The organism is Rhizobium oryziradicis (genome assembly GCF_001939045.1).
Taxonomy (GTDB): domain Bacteria; phylum Pseudomonadota; class Alphaproteobacteria; order Rhizobiales; family Rhizobiaceae; genus Allorhizobium; species Allorhizobium oryziradicis.
The window spans coordinates 427,012-441,996 of sequence record NZ_MKIM01000024.1 but is presented as its reverse complement, the minus strand read 5'-3'; the positions used below and the strand labels follow the sequence as shown (position 1 = coordinate 441,996).

The 14,985-nt window shown below is 54.7% G+C and carries 13 protein-coding genes; 8 read left to right on the top strand and 5 right to left on the bottom strand.

Going from position 1 to position 14,985, the window contains the following annotated elements:
• Positions 1 to 177 precede the first annotated feature (177 nt).
• On the top strand, positions 178 to 2,637 hold the full coding sequence (locus BJF95_RS07525) for a methyl-accepting chemotaxis protein (RefSeq protein ID WP_175577218.1): 2,460 nt from the start codon (positions 178 to 180) through the stop codon (positions 2,635 to 2,637).
• Positions 2,638 to 2,704: 67 nt separating this feature from the next.
• Here BJF95_RS07525 and ftrA read toward each other — a convergent pair whose 3' ends face one another.
• Positions 2,705 to 3,673 carry a transcriptional regulator FtrA gene (ftrA, locus tag BJF95_RS07520; RefSeq protein ID WP_075638781.1) on the bottom strand — a complete coding sequence of 323 codons (969 nt, stop codon included), beginning with the start codon at positions 3,671 to 3,673 and terminating at the stop codon, positions 2,705 to 2,707.
• A gap of 82 nt (positions 3,674 to 3,755) precedes the next feature.
• Between ftrA and BJF95_RS07515 the strand changes: the two genes are divergently transcribed.
• Positions 3,756 to 4,160, top strand: coding sequence for a rhodanese-like domain-containing protein (locus BJF95_RS07515; protein ID WP_075638780.1), 405 nt, complete (start codon positions 3,756 to 3,758; stop codon positions 4,158 to 4,160).
• A gap of 122 nt (positions 4,161 to 4,282) precedes the next feature.
• Positions 4,283 to 6,076: a methyl-accepting chemotaxis protein gene (locus BJF95_RS07510; RefSeq protein WP_075638779.1), complete on the top strand. Its 1,794-nt coding sequence runs from the start codon at positions 4,283 to 4,285 to the stop codon at positions 6,074 to 6,076.
• 265 nt (positions 6,077 to 6,341) lie between these two features.
• Here the strand turns inward: BJF95_RS07510 and BJF95_RS24020 are convergent, their stop codons facing one another.
• From BJF95_RS24020 to aceA, 4 genes are all read right to left on the bottom strand, one after another.
• Complete coding sequence (locus BJF95_RS24020) at positions 6,342 to 7,130, bottom strand: PD-(D/E)XK nuclease domain-containing protein (protein WP_175577217.1); 789 nt, start codon at positions 7,128 to 7,130, stop codon at positions 6,342 to 6,344.
• 196 nt (positions 7,131 to 7,326) lie between these two features.
• Positions 7,327 to 7,587: an SMc00767 family acetate metabolism repressor gene (locus BJF95_RS07500; RefSeq protein ID WP_075638778.1), complete on the bottom strand. Its 261-nt coding sequence runs from the start codon at positions 7,585 to 7,587 to the stop codon at positions 7,327 to 7,329.
• A gap of 48 nt (positions 7,588 to 7,635) precedes the next feature.
• The gene (locus BJF95_RS24565) at positions 7,636 to 7,758 is read right to left on the bottom strand and encodes a hypothetical protein (protein WP_280950435.1); all 123 of its coding nucleotides are present in this window, start codon (positions 7,756 to 7,758) and stop codon (positions 7,636 to 7,638) included.
• Positions 7,730 to 9,019, bottom strand: coding sequence for an isocitrate lyase (gene aceA / locus BJF95_RS07495; RefSeq protein WP_075638777.1), 1,290 nt, complete (start codon positions 9,017 to 9,019; stop codon positions 7,730 to 7,732). Before aceA ends, BJF95_RS24565 begins: the two co-directional genes overlap by 29 nt.
• Positions 9,020 to 9,263: 244 nt before the next feature.
• Between aceA and BJF95_RS07490 the strand changes: the two genes are divergently transcribed.
• The 5 genes from BJF95_RS07490 (at position 9,264) to BJF95_RS07470 (ending at position 14,972) form a co-directional block, all read left to right on the top strand.
• Positions 9,264 to 10,670: a helix-turn-helix domain-containing protein gene (locus tag BJF95_RS07490; protein ID WP_075638939.1), complete on the top strand. Its 1,407-nt coding sequence runs from the start codon at positions 9,264 to 9,266 to the stop codon at positions 10,668 to 10,670.
• A gap of 260 nt (positions 10,671 to 10,930) precedes the next feature.
• Positions 10,931 to 12,031 (top strand): polyamine ABC transporter substrate-binding protein, encoded by a 1,101-nt coding sequence (locus tag BJF95_RS07485; RefSeq protein ID WP_075638776.1) that lies wholly within the window; start codon positions 10,931 to 10,933, stop codon positions 12,029 to 12,031.
• A gap of 65 nt (positions 12,032 to 12,096) precedes the next feature.
• On the top strand, positions 12,097 to 13,236 hold the full coding sequence (locus BJF95_RS07480; protein ID WP_075638775.1) for an ABC transporter ATP-binding protein: 1,140 nt from the start codon (positions 12,097 to 12,099) through the stop codon (positions 13,234 to 13,236).
• Between the two features lie 4 nt (positions 13,237 to 13,240).
• Positions 13,241 to 14,146: an ABC transporter permease subunit gene (locus BJF95_RS07475; RefSeq protein WP_075638938.1), complete on the top strand. Its 906-nt coding sequence runs from the start codon at positions 13,241 to 13,243 to the stop codon at positions 14,144 to 14,146.
• Between the two features lie 10 nt (positions 14,147 to 14,156).
• Positions 14,157 to 14,972, top strand: coding sequence for an ABC transporter permease (locus BJF95_RS07470; RefSeq protein ID WP_075638774.1), 816 nt, complete (start codon positions 14,157 to 14,159; stop codon positions 14,970 to 14,972).
• The last annotated feature ends 13 nt before the right edge of the window (positions 14,973 to 14,985 follow it).

Genomic DNA, 14,985 nt, shown 5'->3' with positions numbered 1-14,985 from the left:
AGCTCTTTAGACTTTTTTTAGGTGCTCGTGCGACAAATCGGAGGCGAAATATTGGTTGTATTTTAGTAATATAAAATTTCGCCACAATGGCTGTGGGGTGTCGCTATGTTTTTTGACCGTCTTCTTTCTCGTTGGAACATTCAGACAAAAGTTCTCGTATTCATCGTGCCCTTTGTTTTGAGCATTAGCACCGTTGGGCTTGCAGGGTTTTACGCCTCGCGCCTTTTGCAAAATCAGATGGAAGTGTCCAACAATGTCGTCGAGACATTGGGCGGCTTCAAAAACGTCTATGCGGCCATGACCGAATTTCTCCAGCGCACGACCGCGGAGAATAAAGCGGCACTGGACAGTAAAATCAGCGCCCAGCTTGGCGAGTTGAAAACCACGCGTGCAAATCTTGGCGATGGCGAAGGCCTGACGCAGATCGATGCTGCCATTGCCGGCACCGAAGCCATTGCGAGCCGGGTGGAACAATTGTGGAAGCTCAACCACGATGAGCTGGAGTTGCGCGCAACAATCGAGACGCAGACAGACCAGCTTGCAACACAGAAAAACGATTTGCTGGCCTTTGCCACCAAGCTGCGCGAGTCGCTGGCCGGGGATGAAAGCAAGGCCAAGACCATGCTGTTCCAGTCTGAAGAGTTGATCAAGGGTGCCGACTTCATCTCTGAAGTGGTGGCCAATTTCAATTCTGCAGCAACGCCTGATGCAAAGATGGCTGGCCTCAAGAGCAAGATGAATGAGCTGAAGGCTGTGGGTGCCTATATTGTGGCCGATCTGCCTTATAGCCGCAAAAACATTGGCGATATGCTGACGGAAAACATCAAGCAATTGGCCACGCTGGTGGAGCAGGGCGATGCGTCAGACGCCACCATTGCATCCATCGAGCAAACCATCAACCTGTTGCGGCCGGTGTCGGTTCGCTTGCAAGGGGCCACAATCATCAAGGCGCGCGAAGCTTCCAAGCTGTTCGTATCCTTGAACCAGCCCATCGCTGAAGCAACAGCCCTGCTGAACTCCACGCGTCAGACGGTGGATATTGCCGATGGTGTCGAGCTGAGAAGCTCGCGCTTTCTGGCAGCATCTTCAGGCGAGAACATGCAGAAGCTTCAGGCCGCTCTGGGTGGTTTGGCACGCCGTGCCGATGCCAGTGCAAAAAGCTCAACCGTTCCCGCTGAGCTCAAGGCCAAATTGGCAGCCATCAGCCCATTGACGCAAGCAATGGGTGAGAATGCGAGAAAACTGACCACCATTACCACAAGCCGCATTGAAGCCTTTCAGCTGGCAGCTGCCGATATCAACAAGATCTGGTCGAAGCTGACCGAATTTGGAGCATCTCAGCAGGAGGCTGCCGAGCTTGATCGCCAATCTGCCAACACCTTCTCCATAACCGCCACATTGATCGGTCTTGTTGTTGCGGTGATTGCCGCTTTTGGTCTGATCTCAACCTTCAAGGGGCCTTTGACCCGTATCACCAACGCTATGCGCCAGCTGGCGTCTGGCGATCTCAATGTGGTTGTTGAAGGTGGCAAGCGTCCCGATGAAATTGGCGATATGGCCCGAGCACTGGGCGTGTTCAAAGACAATGCCGCTGCCAAAATTCGCGCCGAAGCCGAGGGCGAGCAGGTTCGCGCTCAAAGCGAGGCAGACCGCGCTCGTAATGATGCCGAAAAGCAGCAGGCAGAGCAGGACGTGCAATTTGCGGTGACGGAGCTGGCGTCGGGTCTTGAGCGTTTGGCCAATGGCGACGTTTCCAACACGCTGGATCGTCCGTTTGCCGGTCAAATGGATCAGTTGCGCTCCGACTTTAACCGCTCGCTAAACCGCCTCAAGGAAACCATCAGCCTCATCCAGGGCAATGTCACCGCCATTCAGGGCAATGTGCAGCAGATGGCGTCGTCAACAGATGACCTGTCTCGCCGCACCGAAACCCAGGCTGCATCGTTGGAAGAAACCGCCGCTGCCGTCAACGAAGTGACATCCAATGTGCGTCAGGCTGCCGAGAAGGCGCGTGAGGTCAATGCCATTGTTGGCGAAACCCGCACCAATGCCGAGAAATCGGCTGTGGTGGTTGGCAATGCCGTTTCGGCCATGGGCCGCATCGAAGATGCTTCGAAAAAGATCGAGCAGATCATCAGCGTGATCGAAGAGATTGCCTTTCAGACCAATCTGCTGGCGCTCAACGCCGGTGTTGAGGCCGCCCGCGCTGGCGAGGCAGGTAAGGGCTTCGCTGTCGTGGCACAGGAAGTGCGCGAACTGGCGCAACGCTCCGGCCGCGCTGCCAAGGACATCAAGACGCTGATCAACACATCGACGGAAGAGGTTAACGCTGGTTCTCGCCTGGTGCAGGAAACCGGGGCCGCCTTGACGGTGATCAGCCAGCAGATCGCCACCATCAGCGCCCATGTGGAAGGCATTGCCAGCGCCAGCCGCGACCAATCGGCAGCACTTGGCGAAGTCAATGGCGCTGTGGGCCAGATGGATAGCCTGACGCAGCAAAATGCTGCCATGGTGGAAGAAACCTCCGCCGCCAGCCGTCAACTGGCCGATGAGGCCGATCAGTTGGTCAGCCTGCTACAACAGTTCCGCATCGACGACGTGCCTCAACAGGTGACACGCCGGGAGTGGGCAGCATAAGCCACTCTACCAACAGCGCTTCAACGCCCTTGTGATCTCTCACAAGGGCGTTTTTTATTGTCATTTCTTATGCGTTTTCGGTGATGAACCGGGCGCGATATTCACTGGGGCTGATGCCGATTTTCCGGCGAAAATGATGGCGCAGCGTGTGGGCGGTGCCAAAGCCGCATGCCTCGGCAATGGTTTCCATATTGGCCTGCTTTTGACAGAGCAGTCGCTTGGCTTCTTCCAGGCGCTCATCAATCAACCAATTGCCCGGCGTCTGCCCCGTGGCGTCTGAAAAGCGGCGCAGAAACGTGCGAAGGCCCATGCGGCATTCATCGGCCATGCGCTCCACGCTCCAGTCAGCGTTAAGGCTGGCACGGATTGTTTCCAGCAACGGCGCAATGGCTGCCCCCTCTCGCAAGGCCACCGGGCGCTCCAGAAACTGCGCTTGACCGCCTGCCCGATGGGCGCCAATCACCAGTCTTCTGGCCACCGAATTGGCAGCATTTGCCCCAAAATCCTGCCGGACAATATCAATCATCAAATCAAGCCCCGCCGCGCTGCCTGCCGAAGTGTAAATGCGGTTGTGAGCACGGTAGAGCGAGGCATCATCAATCTCGATATCGGGATAGGTGTGGCGAAGCTTCTCAGCATAGCGCCAATGGGTGGTGGCAGTGCCGCCCGACAAAAGTCCGGTGGCCGCCAGCACAAAGGCCCCGGAACAGATAGACGCCAGCCGCGCCCCACGCTGATGGGCGGCACGCAGTTTTTGGCACAAGGTTTTTGGCACAGGCGCGTCGGCCCCTTTCCAGCCCGGAACAACGATAATGTCCGCCTGCTCAATCAGCTCTGGGTCGCTATCTGCCATGAACCTTAAGCCGCCATGCGCCCGCATGGGGCCATCATCAACGGCGCAACTGGCAAAGCGATACCAGTTTGGCCCCATCTCTGGCCGCGCCAGCCCGAAAATCTCGGCGGTAATGCCGAATTCAAACGTGCACAGCCCATCATAGAGCAGCGCGACAACAAGGGGGCCAGTTAAGTTTGTCATGATCTGTACGTATATCGACGGAAATGACAATTGCAAGTAAGGCGGGTTTCTTGAGACAAATGCGGTGAAAGGAGATTGCCCCATGACCTCACCTGTAACCGCAATTCCACCCGCCGCCAGCGCCCTTGCGCGCGAGCATTTTGCCACTGAATTTACCTTTGAAACCGATTGCTGGGACGTTCATAGCGCGCTGGAAAAGGGCGCTGATTTTGTACTGCTTGATGTGCGCAGCCCCGCCCTGTTTGCCAAAGGCCATATCCCTGGTGCCATCAACCTGCCGCATGGCAAAATCGTGCGCTCTAAAATGGCGGAATGGCCGGAGGAGACAATTTTTATAACCTATTGCGCCGGACCCCATTGCAACGGTGCCGCCCGCGGTGCGCTCCGCCTTGCCCAGCTGGACCGCCCGGTCAAAATCATGGCAGGCGGCATCACCGGCTGGCTCGATGAAGGGTTTGATCTCGTGACGGTGGATGCGGCCCTGTGATCAGCAACATCAGGCGGGTCGTGCTATTTTAGCGAGAAAATGACGGATGCCGAATATCTTAAATGGATGTTTAATGCTTCCCTCATATGCTTGCGGCAACGTCACCCTACAGGATTCGGCCTATGCTTCGCCTACCTTTTGTCAACTCGATTGCTACGTCGCATTACAATGCTATCTCGCGCTCTCATGCTATTATCTGGTTCAGTCCAGATGGCACCATTCAAGGCGCGAATGATAATTTTTGCAAGGTAATGGGCTATACGTCTCAGGATATTATTGGCAAGCATCACCGGATTTTTATGGAGAAGGCGGTGGTTGACACGCCTGAATATGGCGTGTTTTGGCGTGATCTGGCCGCGGGCAAGGCCAATCGCGGCCAGTTTCGACGCATTACCAAGAGTGGCGATGATGTTTGGATCGAGGCCTCTTACGATCCGATTGTCGAAAACGGCAAGGTCGTAGGCGTTGTCAAAATCGCAGCTGACATCACCACAACCAAGATTGCCTCACTGCATAATGAAAACATCCTGCGTGCTCTGGAGCGGTCTGTCGCTGTGATCGAGTTCGATCCCGAAGGCGTGGCACTCGAGGTCAATTCTGCTTTCTGCAAGACCATGGGCTATGAGCGCGGCGAAATCCTTGGACAAAAACATCGCATGTTCTGTGATCCGGATTATGTTCGATCCGAAGATTATGAAGCCTTCTGGAGACGTCTGCGGGCCGGTGAATTTTTTGCCGATACCTATCGGCGCGTTGGAAAAGGAGGGAAAGAAGTTTGGATTCAGGCCACATACAATCCAGTCTTTTCGTCGCGCGGGGTGGTCTATCGCATTGTGAAATTCGCAACCGATGTGACCGAGCGCATGAAGGCGGTGGGCATGTTGAGCAGCGCCATCGGTCAACTTGCAGATGGTAATCTGACGTCTCAACTGGTTGTCGAGCTTGATCACTCCATGGAGAGCACGCGGAAAGATTTCAACAGCGCCGTTGCCAAGCTGGACCGGGTGGTTGGAGAGATTGCTGGAGCTTCAAAGGAATTTGCGCTGACAGCCCGTGAATTGCTCGATAATTCAGGAGCCATCGCCAAGCGCACAGAACAGCAGGCCGCAGCTCTGGAAGAAACATCCGCAGCGCTGGAGGAGATCACCCAGACGGTCAGCGATGCCAGCCGTCGGGCGTCTGAGGCTGGGGAGCTTGTGCGGCAAACGCGCCAGTCGGCGGAAGAATCCGGGCGGGTTGTGTCTGACGCGGTGGCCGCCATGGGTCAAATCGAAAATTCCTCAACGGAAATTTCCTCGATTATCAGCGTCATCGACGAGATTGCCTTCCAGACCAATCTTCTGGCCCTGAATGCGGGCGTTGAGGCCGCGCGCGCCGGTGAAGCGGGCAAGGGCTTTGCCGTCGTGGCGCAAGAAGTGCGCGAACTTGCCCAGCGATCGGCCAAGGCTGCCAAGGAAATCAAGGATTTGATCACCACGTCGTCAGCGCAGGTCAAGACGGGTGTCGATCTTGTCGGGCGCACCGGCACCGCCCTGAAAGAAATCGTCGGGCGTGTGCAGGAAATTGATAGCAATGTGACAGCCATCGTTGAGGCCAGCCGCGAACAATCAATCGGGATCAAGGAAATCGGTCAGGCCATTACGCAGTTGGACCAAGGCACGCAGCAAAATGCGGCAAGTGTGGAAGAACAAAATGCCGCCAGCCACCAGCTCTCAGACCGCGCGGAAACCCTCGCAACCCTGATCGGCCAATTCCGAACCTCCGGCTCCCACACATCCACCGCCCCAGTCCGCAAACAGTCACAACCAGCCTACAGCACCAAACCCGCAACACCCGCCTCGGCTCCCCGCCAAGTGGTGCCTGCGAAGAAAATGGTGGCCGGTGGCAGTGGCGGCGCAAGCTGGGAGGAGTTTTGATCGATCGTTTGTGGGTTTTGTCCTCTGGAGTGATCTATCGGATCGCTCCAGAGGTGTTGTCGTAACGTCATCTCGTCCTCGCGAAGAAAAGGCTTAAATACTTCGTTTTCCACCTTGCTTTTGTGCATGAGTGAAGCGGATCTACCGGCAAACGCCCGCGTGCAATGTGGCTGCCATCGGTTTTATCAGCAGCTTGGTCTAGTAGGGCAGGCGAAGATGCGGTTTAGTCGGGATGGTTATCTTCTCGATTAGGAATTCGAGTTTTTTAAGAGTCTTTGGGCGCGATAATAACACGGATTTTCAGTTCGCTTGTTGCCAGTTTTTCAAGATCACGCTCAATTCCGTTAGGATTTCCAATATAGCCGCCTGGATCGTAGACGAAGCAAATCAAGCAACCACAATCGGGATGAGATCTATATCGAGCAATATCGACTGCGAGCTCTTTTCCAACGTCTGCAGCCTTAAGAGATGGGCGTGTTTTCTTAACTTCAATTACGATTCTCTCGTCTTTTAATAGGAAATCAAGTCTTGACGCTGCACCAGCGAAACTCGGTGTCCATTCTTCTTGGCGGATGTCAACGAAGTGAATCCGTAGAAGGGCATGCAGTAAGTCCTGGACATCATATTCGTCGGCAACTGTTAGGGTTTCGCGATTGTTATGACGTGCCTGTAGTTGACGGGCGACAGAATGGAATTTCAAGCAAATTTTTTCTACCAAATTCATAACGTCTATTGGTGTGTGAACTTCCTGATCATCTAACCCAAATTGATTGACTTCATCGATGAGAGACAAAAGTAGCGTCTTCGCTCGCCCCATACCTTTTTCGTAGGCGTTCATCTTGTCAGCCGGGGAAGAAGGGAAAAACATTGGAGAAAAGTTAATTCGAGTGAATTCCTCGACATGCCGACTACCATCGCCGAATATTTTTCGAACTACTACCTCCGCATCCCGGTGCCATTTCTGGAAATCTTGGCTGTCGTTTCCGGCTTTTAGCAGAACGGATTGATCATCGTGTTTCTTCTTTAAAAGCTCTATTGCTTGTGTGCGATCCATGATCTTACTTTAGTTAAGAGTAATTAGTACCGTATTTTAGCATCCATCAACTCCAATTGCGAGAAAATCGATAATTACTAAATTGGCATGTGTCGACGATAAAAGAACGACACTTGCATAAATTTGGATGCTCCCAAACGCAAAAATAGCCCGGCCTTCCAGCCGGGCTACCCTCCTAAATCACTCCATCCACCCATCAGGCCGCTTTCGCACCCTCGGCCGCTACACCTTGCGTCACCACAACCGGGATCAACAAATCTCCCCAGTTGCCGTCGCCGCCGTGGTGGCGGGCGGAGCGGACGAGCTCGACGGATACGCCTGCCTCAACGGCTTTCATTACCGAATGGTTCAGCCGGTGCAGGTCGTTGGCCAGCATACGGATCATGGCTTGCTGGTCGGCGCTCATGCTGGTGGCTTGCTCTTCGGCACGTTCTTTTACGCGGGTCTGTGGGGTCATGGTCTTTCTCCTCTTATCTTGGGGGTTCTTGAAGGGTTTCCCCTCCCGTTACCGGGAGGGTCTTGCGGTGATTGCAGCCATCAGGTGCGGCTGAAGGCGGCAGGCGGCGGTGGAACTGAAGATCAGCGCAAGCGCCCAAAACTCATTCAGCAGCAGGGCGGAACTGGTCATGTTCTGTCGACTCCTTCATGGCTGTGGTGGAAGACTTGCCACCCGAGATGGCCATGGAGACGGCATCGAAATAGCCTGTGCCAACCTCACGCTGATGCTTGGTTGCCGTGTAGCCATTGGCTTCTGCGGCAAATTCGGCCTCTTGCAGCTCGGAATAGGCGGCCATCTGCCGGTCTTTGTAGCCACGCGCCAGTTCAAACATGCCGTAGTTGAGCTGGTGAAAGCCCGCCAGCGTGATAAACTGGAATTTATAGCCCATTGCCCCCAGTTCGCGCTGGTATTTGGCAATGGTTGCGTCATCGAGGTTCTTTTTCCAGTTGAACGACGGTGAGCAATTATAGGCCAGCTTCTTGCCCGGATGCACCTTATGCACGGCTTCGGCAAACTTGCGGGCCTGTTGCAAATCGGGCTTGGAGGTTTCCATCCAGATCATGTCGCAATAGGGTGCGTAAGAAATGGCGCGGGCAATGCAAGGCTCAATGCCGTTTTTGACCTGATAAAAGCCTTCCGTGGTGCGGCCTGCATCGTAATCCACAAACGGCTGGTCGCGCTCGTCGATGTCAGATGTCAAAAGCTTGGCGGCTTCAGCATCGGTGCGGGCAATGATCAGCGTTGGCGTGCCCATCACGTCGGCGGCAAGGCGGGCTGCTGTGAGGTTTCGGATATGCGCCGCCGTCGGGATCAGCACCTTGCCGCCCAAATGGCCGCATTTCTTTTCAGACGCCAGCTGATCTTCATAGTGTACGCCCGCAGCACCGGCTTCAATGAAGGATTTCATGATCTCGAAAGCATTCAAGGGGCCGCCAAAGCCTGCTTCGGCATCTGCTACAATCGGTGCAAACCATGTATCAACGGAAAGGCCCTTGCCCTCTTGCGTTTCAATCTGGTCGGCCCGTTGCAGGGTCTTGTTGATGCGCTTGGCCAGCTCCGGTGCGGCGTTGGCGGGGTAGAGGGATTGGTCAGGATACATGGAAGAAGCCGTGTTGGCGTCAGCCGCAACCTGCCAGCCGGAAAGGTAGATGGCCTTGAGGCCAGCGCGTACCATCTGCATGGCCTGATTGCCCGACAAGGCCCCCAGCGCGTTGACAAAACCATCTTCGTTGATCAATTGCCACAGGCGGTTGGCTCCCATTTCGGCCAGGGTATAACGGATTTCCACAGAGCCGCGCAGACGCTTGACATCCTCCGCCGTGTAATTGCGCTCAATGCCATCAAAGCGGCCTTTGGGAGCGGTGGGGATGATGTTGTAAAAATCAGTCATAGTCCTATCCTCCTGGGTGTCGTGGTCTGGCGGCATCGGTGCTTTGTGCTGTGTAATGCCGTTTGCCTCTGTGACTTGTTTTACAATGCGCTGCGGAAAACCGAAAGAAAAATGCGCAATTGCAGACTTTGAAAGAGGTTAGGGTGTCTTGTCTTTCACAAAGGGCTGATGTAAATTTGTAAAAATTGTAAATATCTGGATGTCATCGTTTGAAATGGCATCCTGTCAAATTTTGTGGGGCGTGATGGTTGAGCATAAGATTTTTGCCGGTCCCAAGGTGCGCCGCATCCGCAATGGTCTGGGTGCCACCCAAACGGCCATGGCCGAGGCGCTGGGCATTTCGCCGTCCTACCTTAACCTGATCGAGCGCAATCAGCGTCCGCTCACCGTGCAGCTTTTGTTGAAGTTGGCGTCTGTTTACAAAGTGGATCTGGAAGAGCTGCAAAGCGATGGTGCCGGGGCTGCCCCGCTGCGGGAGGTGTTTTCTGATCCCCTGCTTGCGGGTGAAATTCCCGGTGATCAGGAATTGGTGGAGCTGGCGCAAGCCGCCCCCAATGCGGCAAGCGGCGTGGTAAAACTCTATCGGGCCTATCGTGAGCAAACCAAACGCCTGTCAGAGCTTGCCGAGCTTTTGGCGCGGGAGGGGCATCAAACGGCGCTGGCCGGTGCACGCCTGCCGATGGATGAGGTGCGCGATGTGCTGGAGGCTCAAACCTTTCATTTTCCCGCCATCGAGGCTGCTGCGGAAGGGTTTCATGCAAGCCTGGATGCGGGCGATGACCTGGAAGGAGCCTTGAAGGGCTGGCTGCGCAAGCAGCACGGCATTGTGGTGCGGGCGTTGCCGGTGCATGTCATGCCCAATTTGCGCAGGCGGTATGATCGCCATTCGATGCGCTTATTTTTGTCTGAGCGCCTGTCACCGTTTGATCACCTGCGGGAGGTGGCCATGGAGGTCTGCCTGCTGGCCTTTGCCGATGATATTCGTTTGGAACTTGATGCCCTGCCGCTGACCTCCAGTGAGGCCAAGCGCATCGCCCGGTTTGAGCTGGCCCGCTATGCGGCGCACGCGCTGATGATGCCCTATGGTGTGTTTTTGGCAGCCGCCCAACGGGCGCGCTATGATATTGATGTGCTGCGCTCGCGCTTTCGCGTGTCATTCGAGCAGGCGGCAGCGCGGCTGGTGAGCCTGCAAAGATCTGGCAGCGTCGGTATCAGTTTTTTCATGATGGAGATTGATCACGCGGGCAATATCATTCGAAGGGCTGGCGGGCAGGGTTTTCCCAAGTCCGGCTTTGGTGGGCAATGTCCGCGGCTTAACATTCACGCCACCTTCGCCCAGCCCGGACAAATTCTGGTGGAGCCGGTGGTGATGCCGGATGGGGCGGCTTTTCTAACACTTTCGCGCACGCTGGAGGGGCCACAAGGCGCGTTTCAAGAGCGGTTGCGGCGCACGGCGGTGCTGTTGGGCTGCGATTTGGCCTTGGCAGGTGACATGGTTTATCGGGAAAGCCTGCCGAAATCGGTGGAGATCGGCCCTGCCTGCCGTCTGTGTGAGCGTCAGGGCTGTCTTTCGCGCGCCGAAGCGCCGGTAACGCGCCCATTAGGGCTTGATGAAATGACGGCTGGCCTCAGCGCTTTTGATTTTCAGTAACGGGGTTTTGATTGCGGTTTGCGTCGAACATTTTGGTGAGCAAATAGGCCGCAACACAATGTGATCAAATTTTACGCTTGTCGGCAGCATTTTTCCTTTCTAGAGTTTGTCTTGGAAAAGCGAGATCCGTTTTTCCAAGACAGACAATTGAAAATAAAAGATGCGGGACGCTGTCTGGTGCAATCTGAACCAGAAAGAGTATCGTCTGAAAAAATAACGGGAACGAAATGCCGCGTAGCGGCTCTTAAACAGGAGATCTTATGAAATCCGCCATGATTCGTCTGACTGCCGCCGCCATGACGGCCTTATTCATCGGGTCTGCGGCCAGCGCCGCCGACCGCGAAGTGCATGTCTACAACTGGTCGGATTATATTGATCCGCAGATCCTCACTGATTTCACCAAGGACACCGGCATCAAGGTTGTCTACGACGTATTTGACAGCAATGACCTTTTAGAAACCAAGCTGCTGGCTGGTGGCTCTGGTTATGACGTTGTGGTGCCGACCGGTCCGTTCTTGGCGCGGCAGATCAAGGCCGGGGTCTTTCAGAAGCTGGACAAGTCCAAACTGCCCAACCTGAAAAACATGTGGCCGATGGTCATGGAACGCCTGTCCAAATATGATCCGGGCAACCAATATGCGGTCAATTACATGTGGGGCACCACGGGCATTGGCTACAATGTGAAGAAAATCAAAGAGATTTTCGGCGATGACGTGAAGGTGGACAGTTGGGATTTCATCTTCAAGCCGGAAAATGCCAAGAAGCTGCAAAAATGCGGTCTGAACATTCTCGATGCCTCGGACGAAACCTTTGCCATTGCCCTGAATTATCTGGGCAAGGATCCGGACAGCAAGAAAACCGCAGATCTGGAGGCCGCTGGCAAAGTCTATTCCGCCATTCGCCCTTACGCCAAAACGTTTAATTCTGCCGCCTATATCAATGATCTGGCCAACGGCGATATTTGCGCCACCATTGGCTGGTCTGGCGATATTATCCAGGCCAAGAACCGTGCAGAAGCGGCAAAAAATGGTGTTGAAATCGCCTATGCCTTGCCAAAGCAAGGAACCTACATGTGGTTCGATAACCTTGCGATCCCGGCCGATGCCAAGAATGTCGAAGAGGCCCATGAATTCATCAATTATCTGATGAAGCCAGAGGTCATTGCCAAGGCATCGGATTATGTGTCCTACGCCAACGGCAACCTGGCTTCGCAACCTTTGATCAGCAAAGATGTTTTTGACAACAAGTCAGTTTATCCCGATGAGGCGACGATGAAGAAGCTCTTCACCATCTCGCCCTACGATCCAAAGGCGCAGCGCGTTTTGAACCGGCTCTGGACCCAGATCAAAACCGGTAAATAAGAAAGGTAGCGGGGCACAGAGTTGCCCCGTTTTCAATTGTGCTGACGTGCTGGAAGGGGGGCCGAATGGCCAAGACTTTGGGACCGGTAAAACGAAAATTTTCGCCATGGACGGATGCAGGACAGGTGCCCTTCATTCGCTTTGAGAATGTCACCAAGCGATTTGGTCCGTTTACGGCGGTGGATAATCTCACATTGAATATTTATGAGCGGGAATTTTTCTCGCTGCTCGGCCCATCTGGCTGTGGCAAAACCACATTGATGCGCATGTTGGCCGGGTTTGAAGAACCCACCGAGGGACGCATCCTGTTGCAGGGGCAGGATCTGGCAGGTGTTCCGCCCTATCGGCGTCCCACCAATATGATGTTTCAGTCCTATGCGCTGTTTCCCCATATGTCGGTGGAAAAGAACATTGCCTTCGGGCTGGAGCAGGACAATTTGCCCAAGGGTGAGGTCACTGCGCGGGTTGAAGAAATGCTGAAATTGGTGAAGCTGGATAGTTTTGCCAAACGCAAGCCCAATCAGCTTTCTGGCGGTCAGCGGCAGCGTGTGGCCTTGGCGCGCTCGCTGGCCAAACGCCCGAAAGTGTTGCTTCTGGATGAGCCATTGGGGGCGTTGGACCGCAAATTGCGCGAGGAAACCCAATTTGAACTGATGGATATTCAGACCGAGCTGGGTTTGACGTTTTTGATTGTCACCCATGATCAGGAAGAGGCCATGACCGTCTCTGACCGGATTGCCGTGATGGACAAGGGCGAGATTGTGCAGGTGGCCACGCCCGCTGAAATCTATGAAGCACCCAATAGCCGTTATGTTGCAGATTTCATTGGCGATATTAATATTGTCGAGGGCCGTCTCCAGTGCCGGGGAGAGCAGAGTGCCGTGATCGGCACGGATTTCACCGCTGTGATTGATCAACCCTGCGATCTGGCAGATGGCGCAAGTGTCGCCTTTGCCATTCGGCCAGAGAAGGTGCACATCTCAACCGAGCCACCGGCAGAAACAGTGACCAACGCGGTCTACGGTGAAGTCTGGGATATTGCCTATCTCGGTGATTTCTCGGTGTTTATCATCAAGCGCGAGGATGGCCTTATTTTCCGGGCGGCGCAGGCCAATGTGTCACGTCTGGTCGATCGGCCCATTACGTTTGGGGATATGGTGTGGCTGAGCTGGACCGCTGATGCCGGTCTGTTGTTAACGAGGTGATATGATGGCAGAGCCCGCGACATCACCCAAAACCGGATCTGCGCGCTGGTTGATCGTCATCATTCCCTATCTGTGGATGGTGGTGCTCTTTTTCGCACCCTTCTTTATCATCGTGAAAATATCGCTGTCGGATACGGCCATTGCCATGCCGCCCTACACGCCGGTGTTTGAAGGCTTTTCCAAAATATGGGATTTTTTGTCTCAGCTTGATCTGGAAAACTTCCAGATGCTGGGCGAAGACCCGCTCTATATTGAATCCTATTTGTCGTCCTTGCGCATTGCTGCAATTTCGACAGTGTTGCTGTTGTTGATTGGCTATCCCATGGCGCTGGCCATGGCGCGCGCCCGGCATGATTTGCGCCCGACGTTGTTGATGATGGTGATCCTGCCATTCTGGACCTCGTTTCTCATTCGTGTCTATGCATGGATCGGCATTTTGAAGCCAGAGGGCCTGCTGACCCTGCTGTTGCAAAGCCTGCATATCTATGGGCCGGATCAACAGGTGCATATTTATCAGACCGATACTGCGGTGTTCATTGGTATTGTGTATTCCTATCTGCCATTCATGGTTTTGCCGCTCTATTCGGCCTTGGAAAAAATGGATGGCACTTTGCTGGAGGCCGCCAGCGATCTGGGCTGCCCTCCCTGGAAGGCCTTCTGGCGCATCACCTTTCCACTGTCTCTGCCGGGGGTGTTGGCCGGTTCGATGATCTGCTTCATTCCGATCACCGGCGAATTCGTGATTCCCGATCTGTTGGGCGGTGCCGATACGTTGATGATTGGCAAAACCATGTGGACCGAGTTTTTCGGCAATCGCGATTGGCCTTTGGCGTCGGCGGTGGCGATTGTGCTGCTGGTTTTGCTGGTGGTGCCGATTGCGCTGTTCCAGAACCAACAAAGCAAAGTGTGAGGAGCAAGTCATGAAATCAAGTCGCTTTGATCCTGTTGTCCTCACGCTCGGCTTTGTTTTTCTCTATGTGCCCATCCTCATTCTGGTGATCTACTCGTTCAATGCCTCCAAGCTGGTCACCGTCTGGGGCGGGTTTTCGCTGCAATGGTATCGGTCGATCTGGTCGAATGAGAGCTTGATGGATGCCGCCTGGGTCACGCTCAGGGTTGGCCTTGTGTCGGCAACAGTGGGCACGGTGCTGGGCACAATGGCGGCTTTGGCGCTGGTGCGCTTTGGCCGGTTTCGTGGCCGCATGCTGTTTTCCGGCATGATCTATGCGCCGCTGGTGATGCCGGACGTGATTACCGGTCTGTCGCTGTTGCTGCTGTTTGTGGCGATGGGGGTTGATCGGGGCATTTTCACGGTGATGCTCGCCCATACCAGTTTTACCATGTGTTATGTGGCGATTGTGGTGCAATCCAAATTGGTGACCTTTGATCGCAGTTTGGAAGAGGCAGCCCTTGATCTCGGCTGCCCGCCGGTCAAAACCTTTTTCCGCATTACCTTGCCGTTGATTTTACCGGCCGTGGTGTCCGGCTGGATGCTGGCCTTTACACTGTCTCTGGACGATCTGGTCATTGCCAGCTTTACCACAGGGCCAGGGGCAACCACGCTGCCCATCAAAATCTACTCGCAGGTGCGCCTGGGCGTGACGCCCGAAATCAATGCGGTCTGCACGATTTTGATTTCGATCGTCACTCTTGGCGTGATCGTCGCCTCCATTGGCACCAAGCGACGTGAGTTGCAGCGCCAGCGCGATGAGCATATTGCCGCCGTTGGGCTCTAGAGTTTGTCAGGGA

What these genes read in the sequence shown, in the direction of transcription:
- ftrA (WP_075638781.1), bottom strand. Translation starts at nt 3,673, where the DNA reads ATGACAAACTTAACTGGCCCCCTTGTTGTCGCGCTGCTCTATGATGGG.
- BJF95_RS07515 (WP_075638780.1), top strand. Translation starts at nt 3,756, where the DNA reads ATGACCTCACCTGTAACCGCAATTCCACCCGCCGCCAGCGCCCTTGCG.
- BJF95_RS07510 (WP_075638779.1), top strand. Translation starts at nt 4,283, where the DNA reads ATGCTTCGCCTACCTTTTGTCAACTCGATTGCTACGTCGCATTACAAT.
- BJF95_RS24020 (WP_175577217.1), bottom strand. Translation starts at nt 7,130, where the DNA reads ATGGATCGCACACAAGCAATAGAGCTTTTAAAGAAGAAACACGATGAT.
- BJF95_RS07500 (WP_075638778.1), bottom strand. Translation starts at nt 7,587, where the DNA reads ATGACCCCACAGACCCGCGTAAAAGAACGTGCCGAAGAGCAAGCCACC.
- BJF95_RS24565 (WP_280950435.1), bottom strand. Translation starts at nt 7,758, where the DNA reads ATGACCAGTTCCGCCCTGCTGCTGAATGAGTTTTGGGCGCTTGCGCTG.
- aceA (WP_075638777.1), bottom strand. Translation starts at nt 9,019, where the DNA reads ATGACTGATTTTTACAACATCATCCCCACCGCTCCCAAAGGCCGCTTT.
- BJF95_RS07490 (WP_075638939.1), top strand. Translation starts at nt 9,264, where the DNA reads ATGGTTGAGCATAAGATTTTTGCCGGTCCCAAGGTGCGCCGCATCCGC.
- BJF95_RS07485 (WP_075638776.1), top strand. Translation starts at nt 10,931, where the DNA reads ATGAAATCCGCCATGATTCGTCTGACTGCCGCCGCCATGACGGCCTTA.
- BJF95_RS07480 (WP_075638775.1), top strand. Translation starts at nt 12,097, where the DNA reads ATGGCCAAGACTTTGGGACCGGTAAAACGAAAATTTTCGCCATGGACG.
- BJF95_RS07475 (WP_075638938.1), top strand. Translation starts at nt 13,241, where the DNA reads ATGGCAGAGCCCGCGACATCACCCAAAACCGGATCTGCGCGCTGGTTG.
- BJF95_RS07470 (WP_075638774.1), top strand. Translation starts at nt 14,157, where the DNA reads ATGAAATCAAGTCGCTTTGATCCTGTTGTCCTCACGCTCGGCTTTGTT.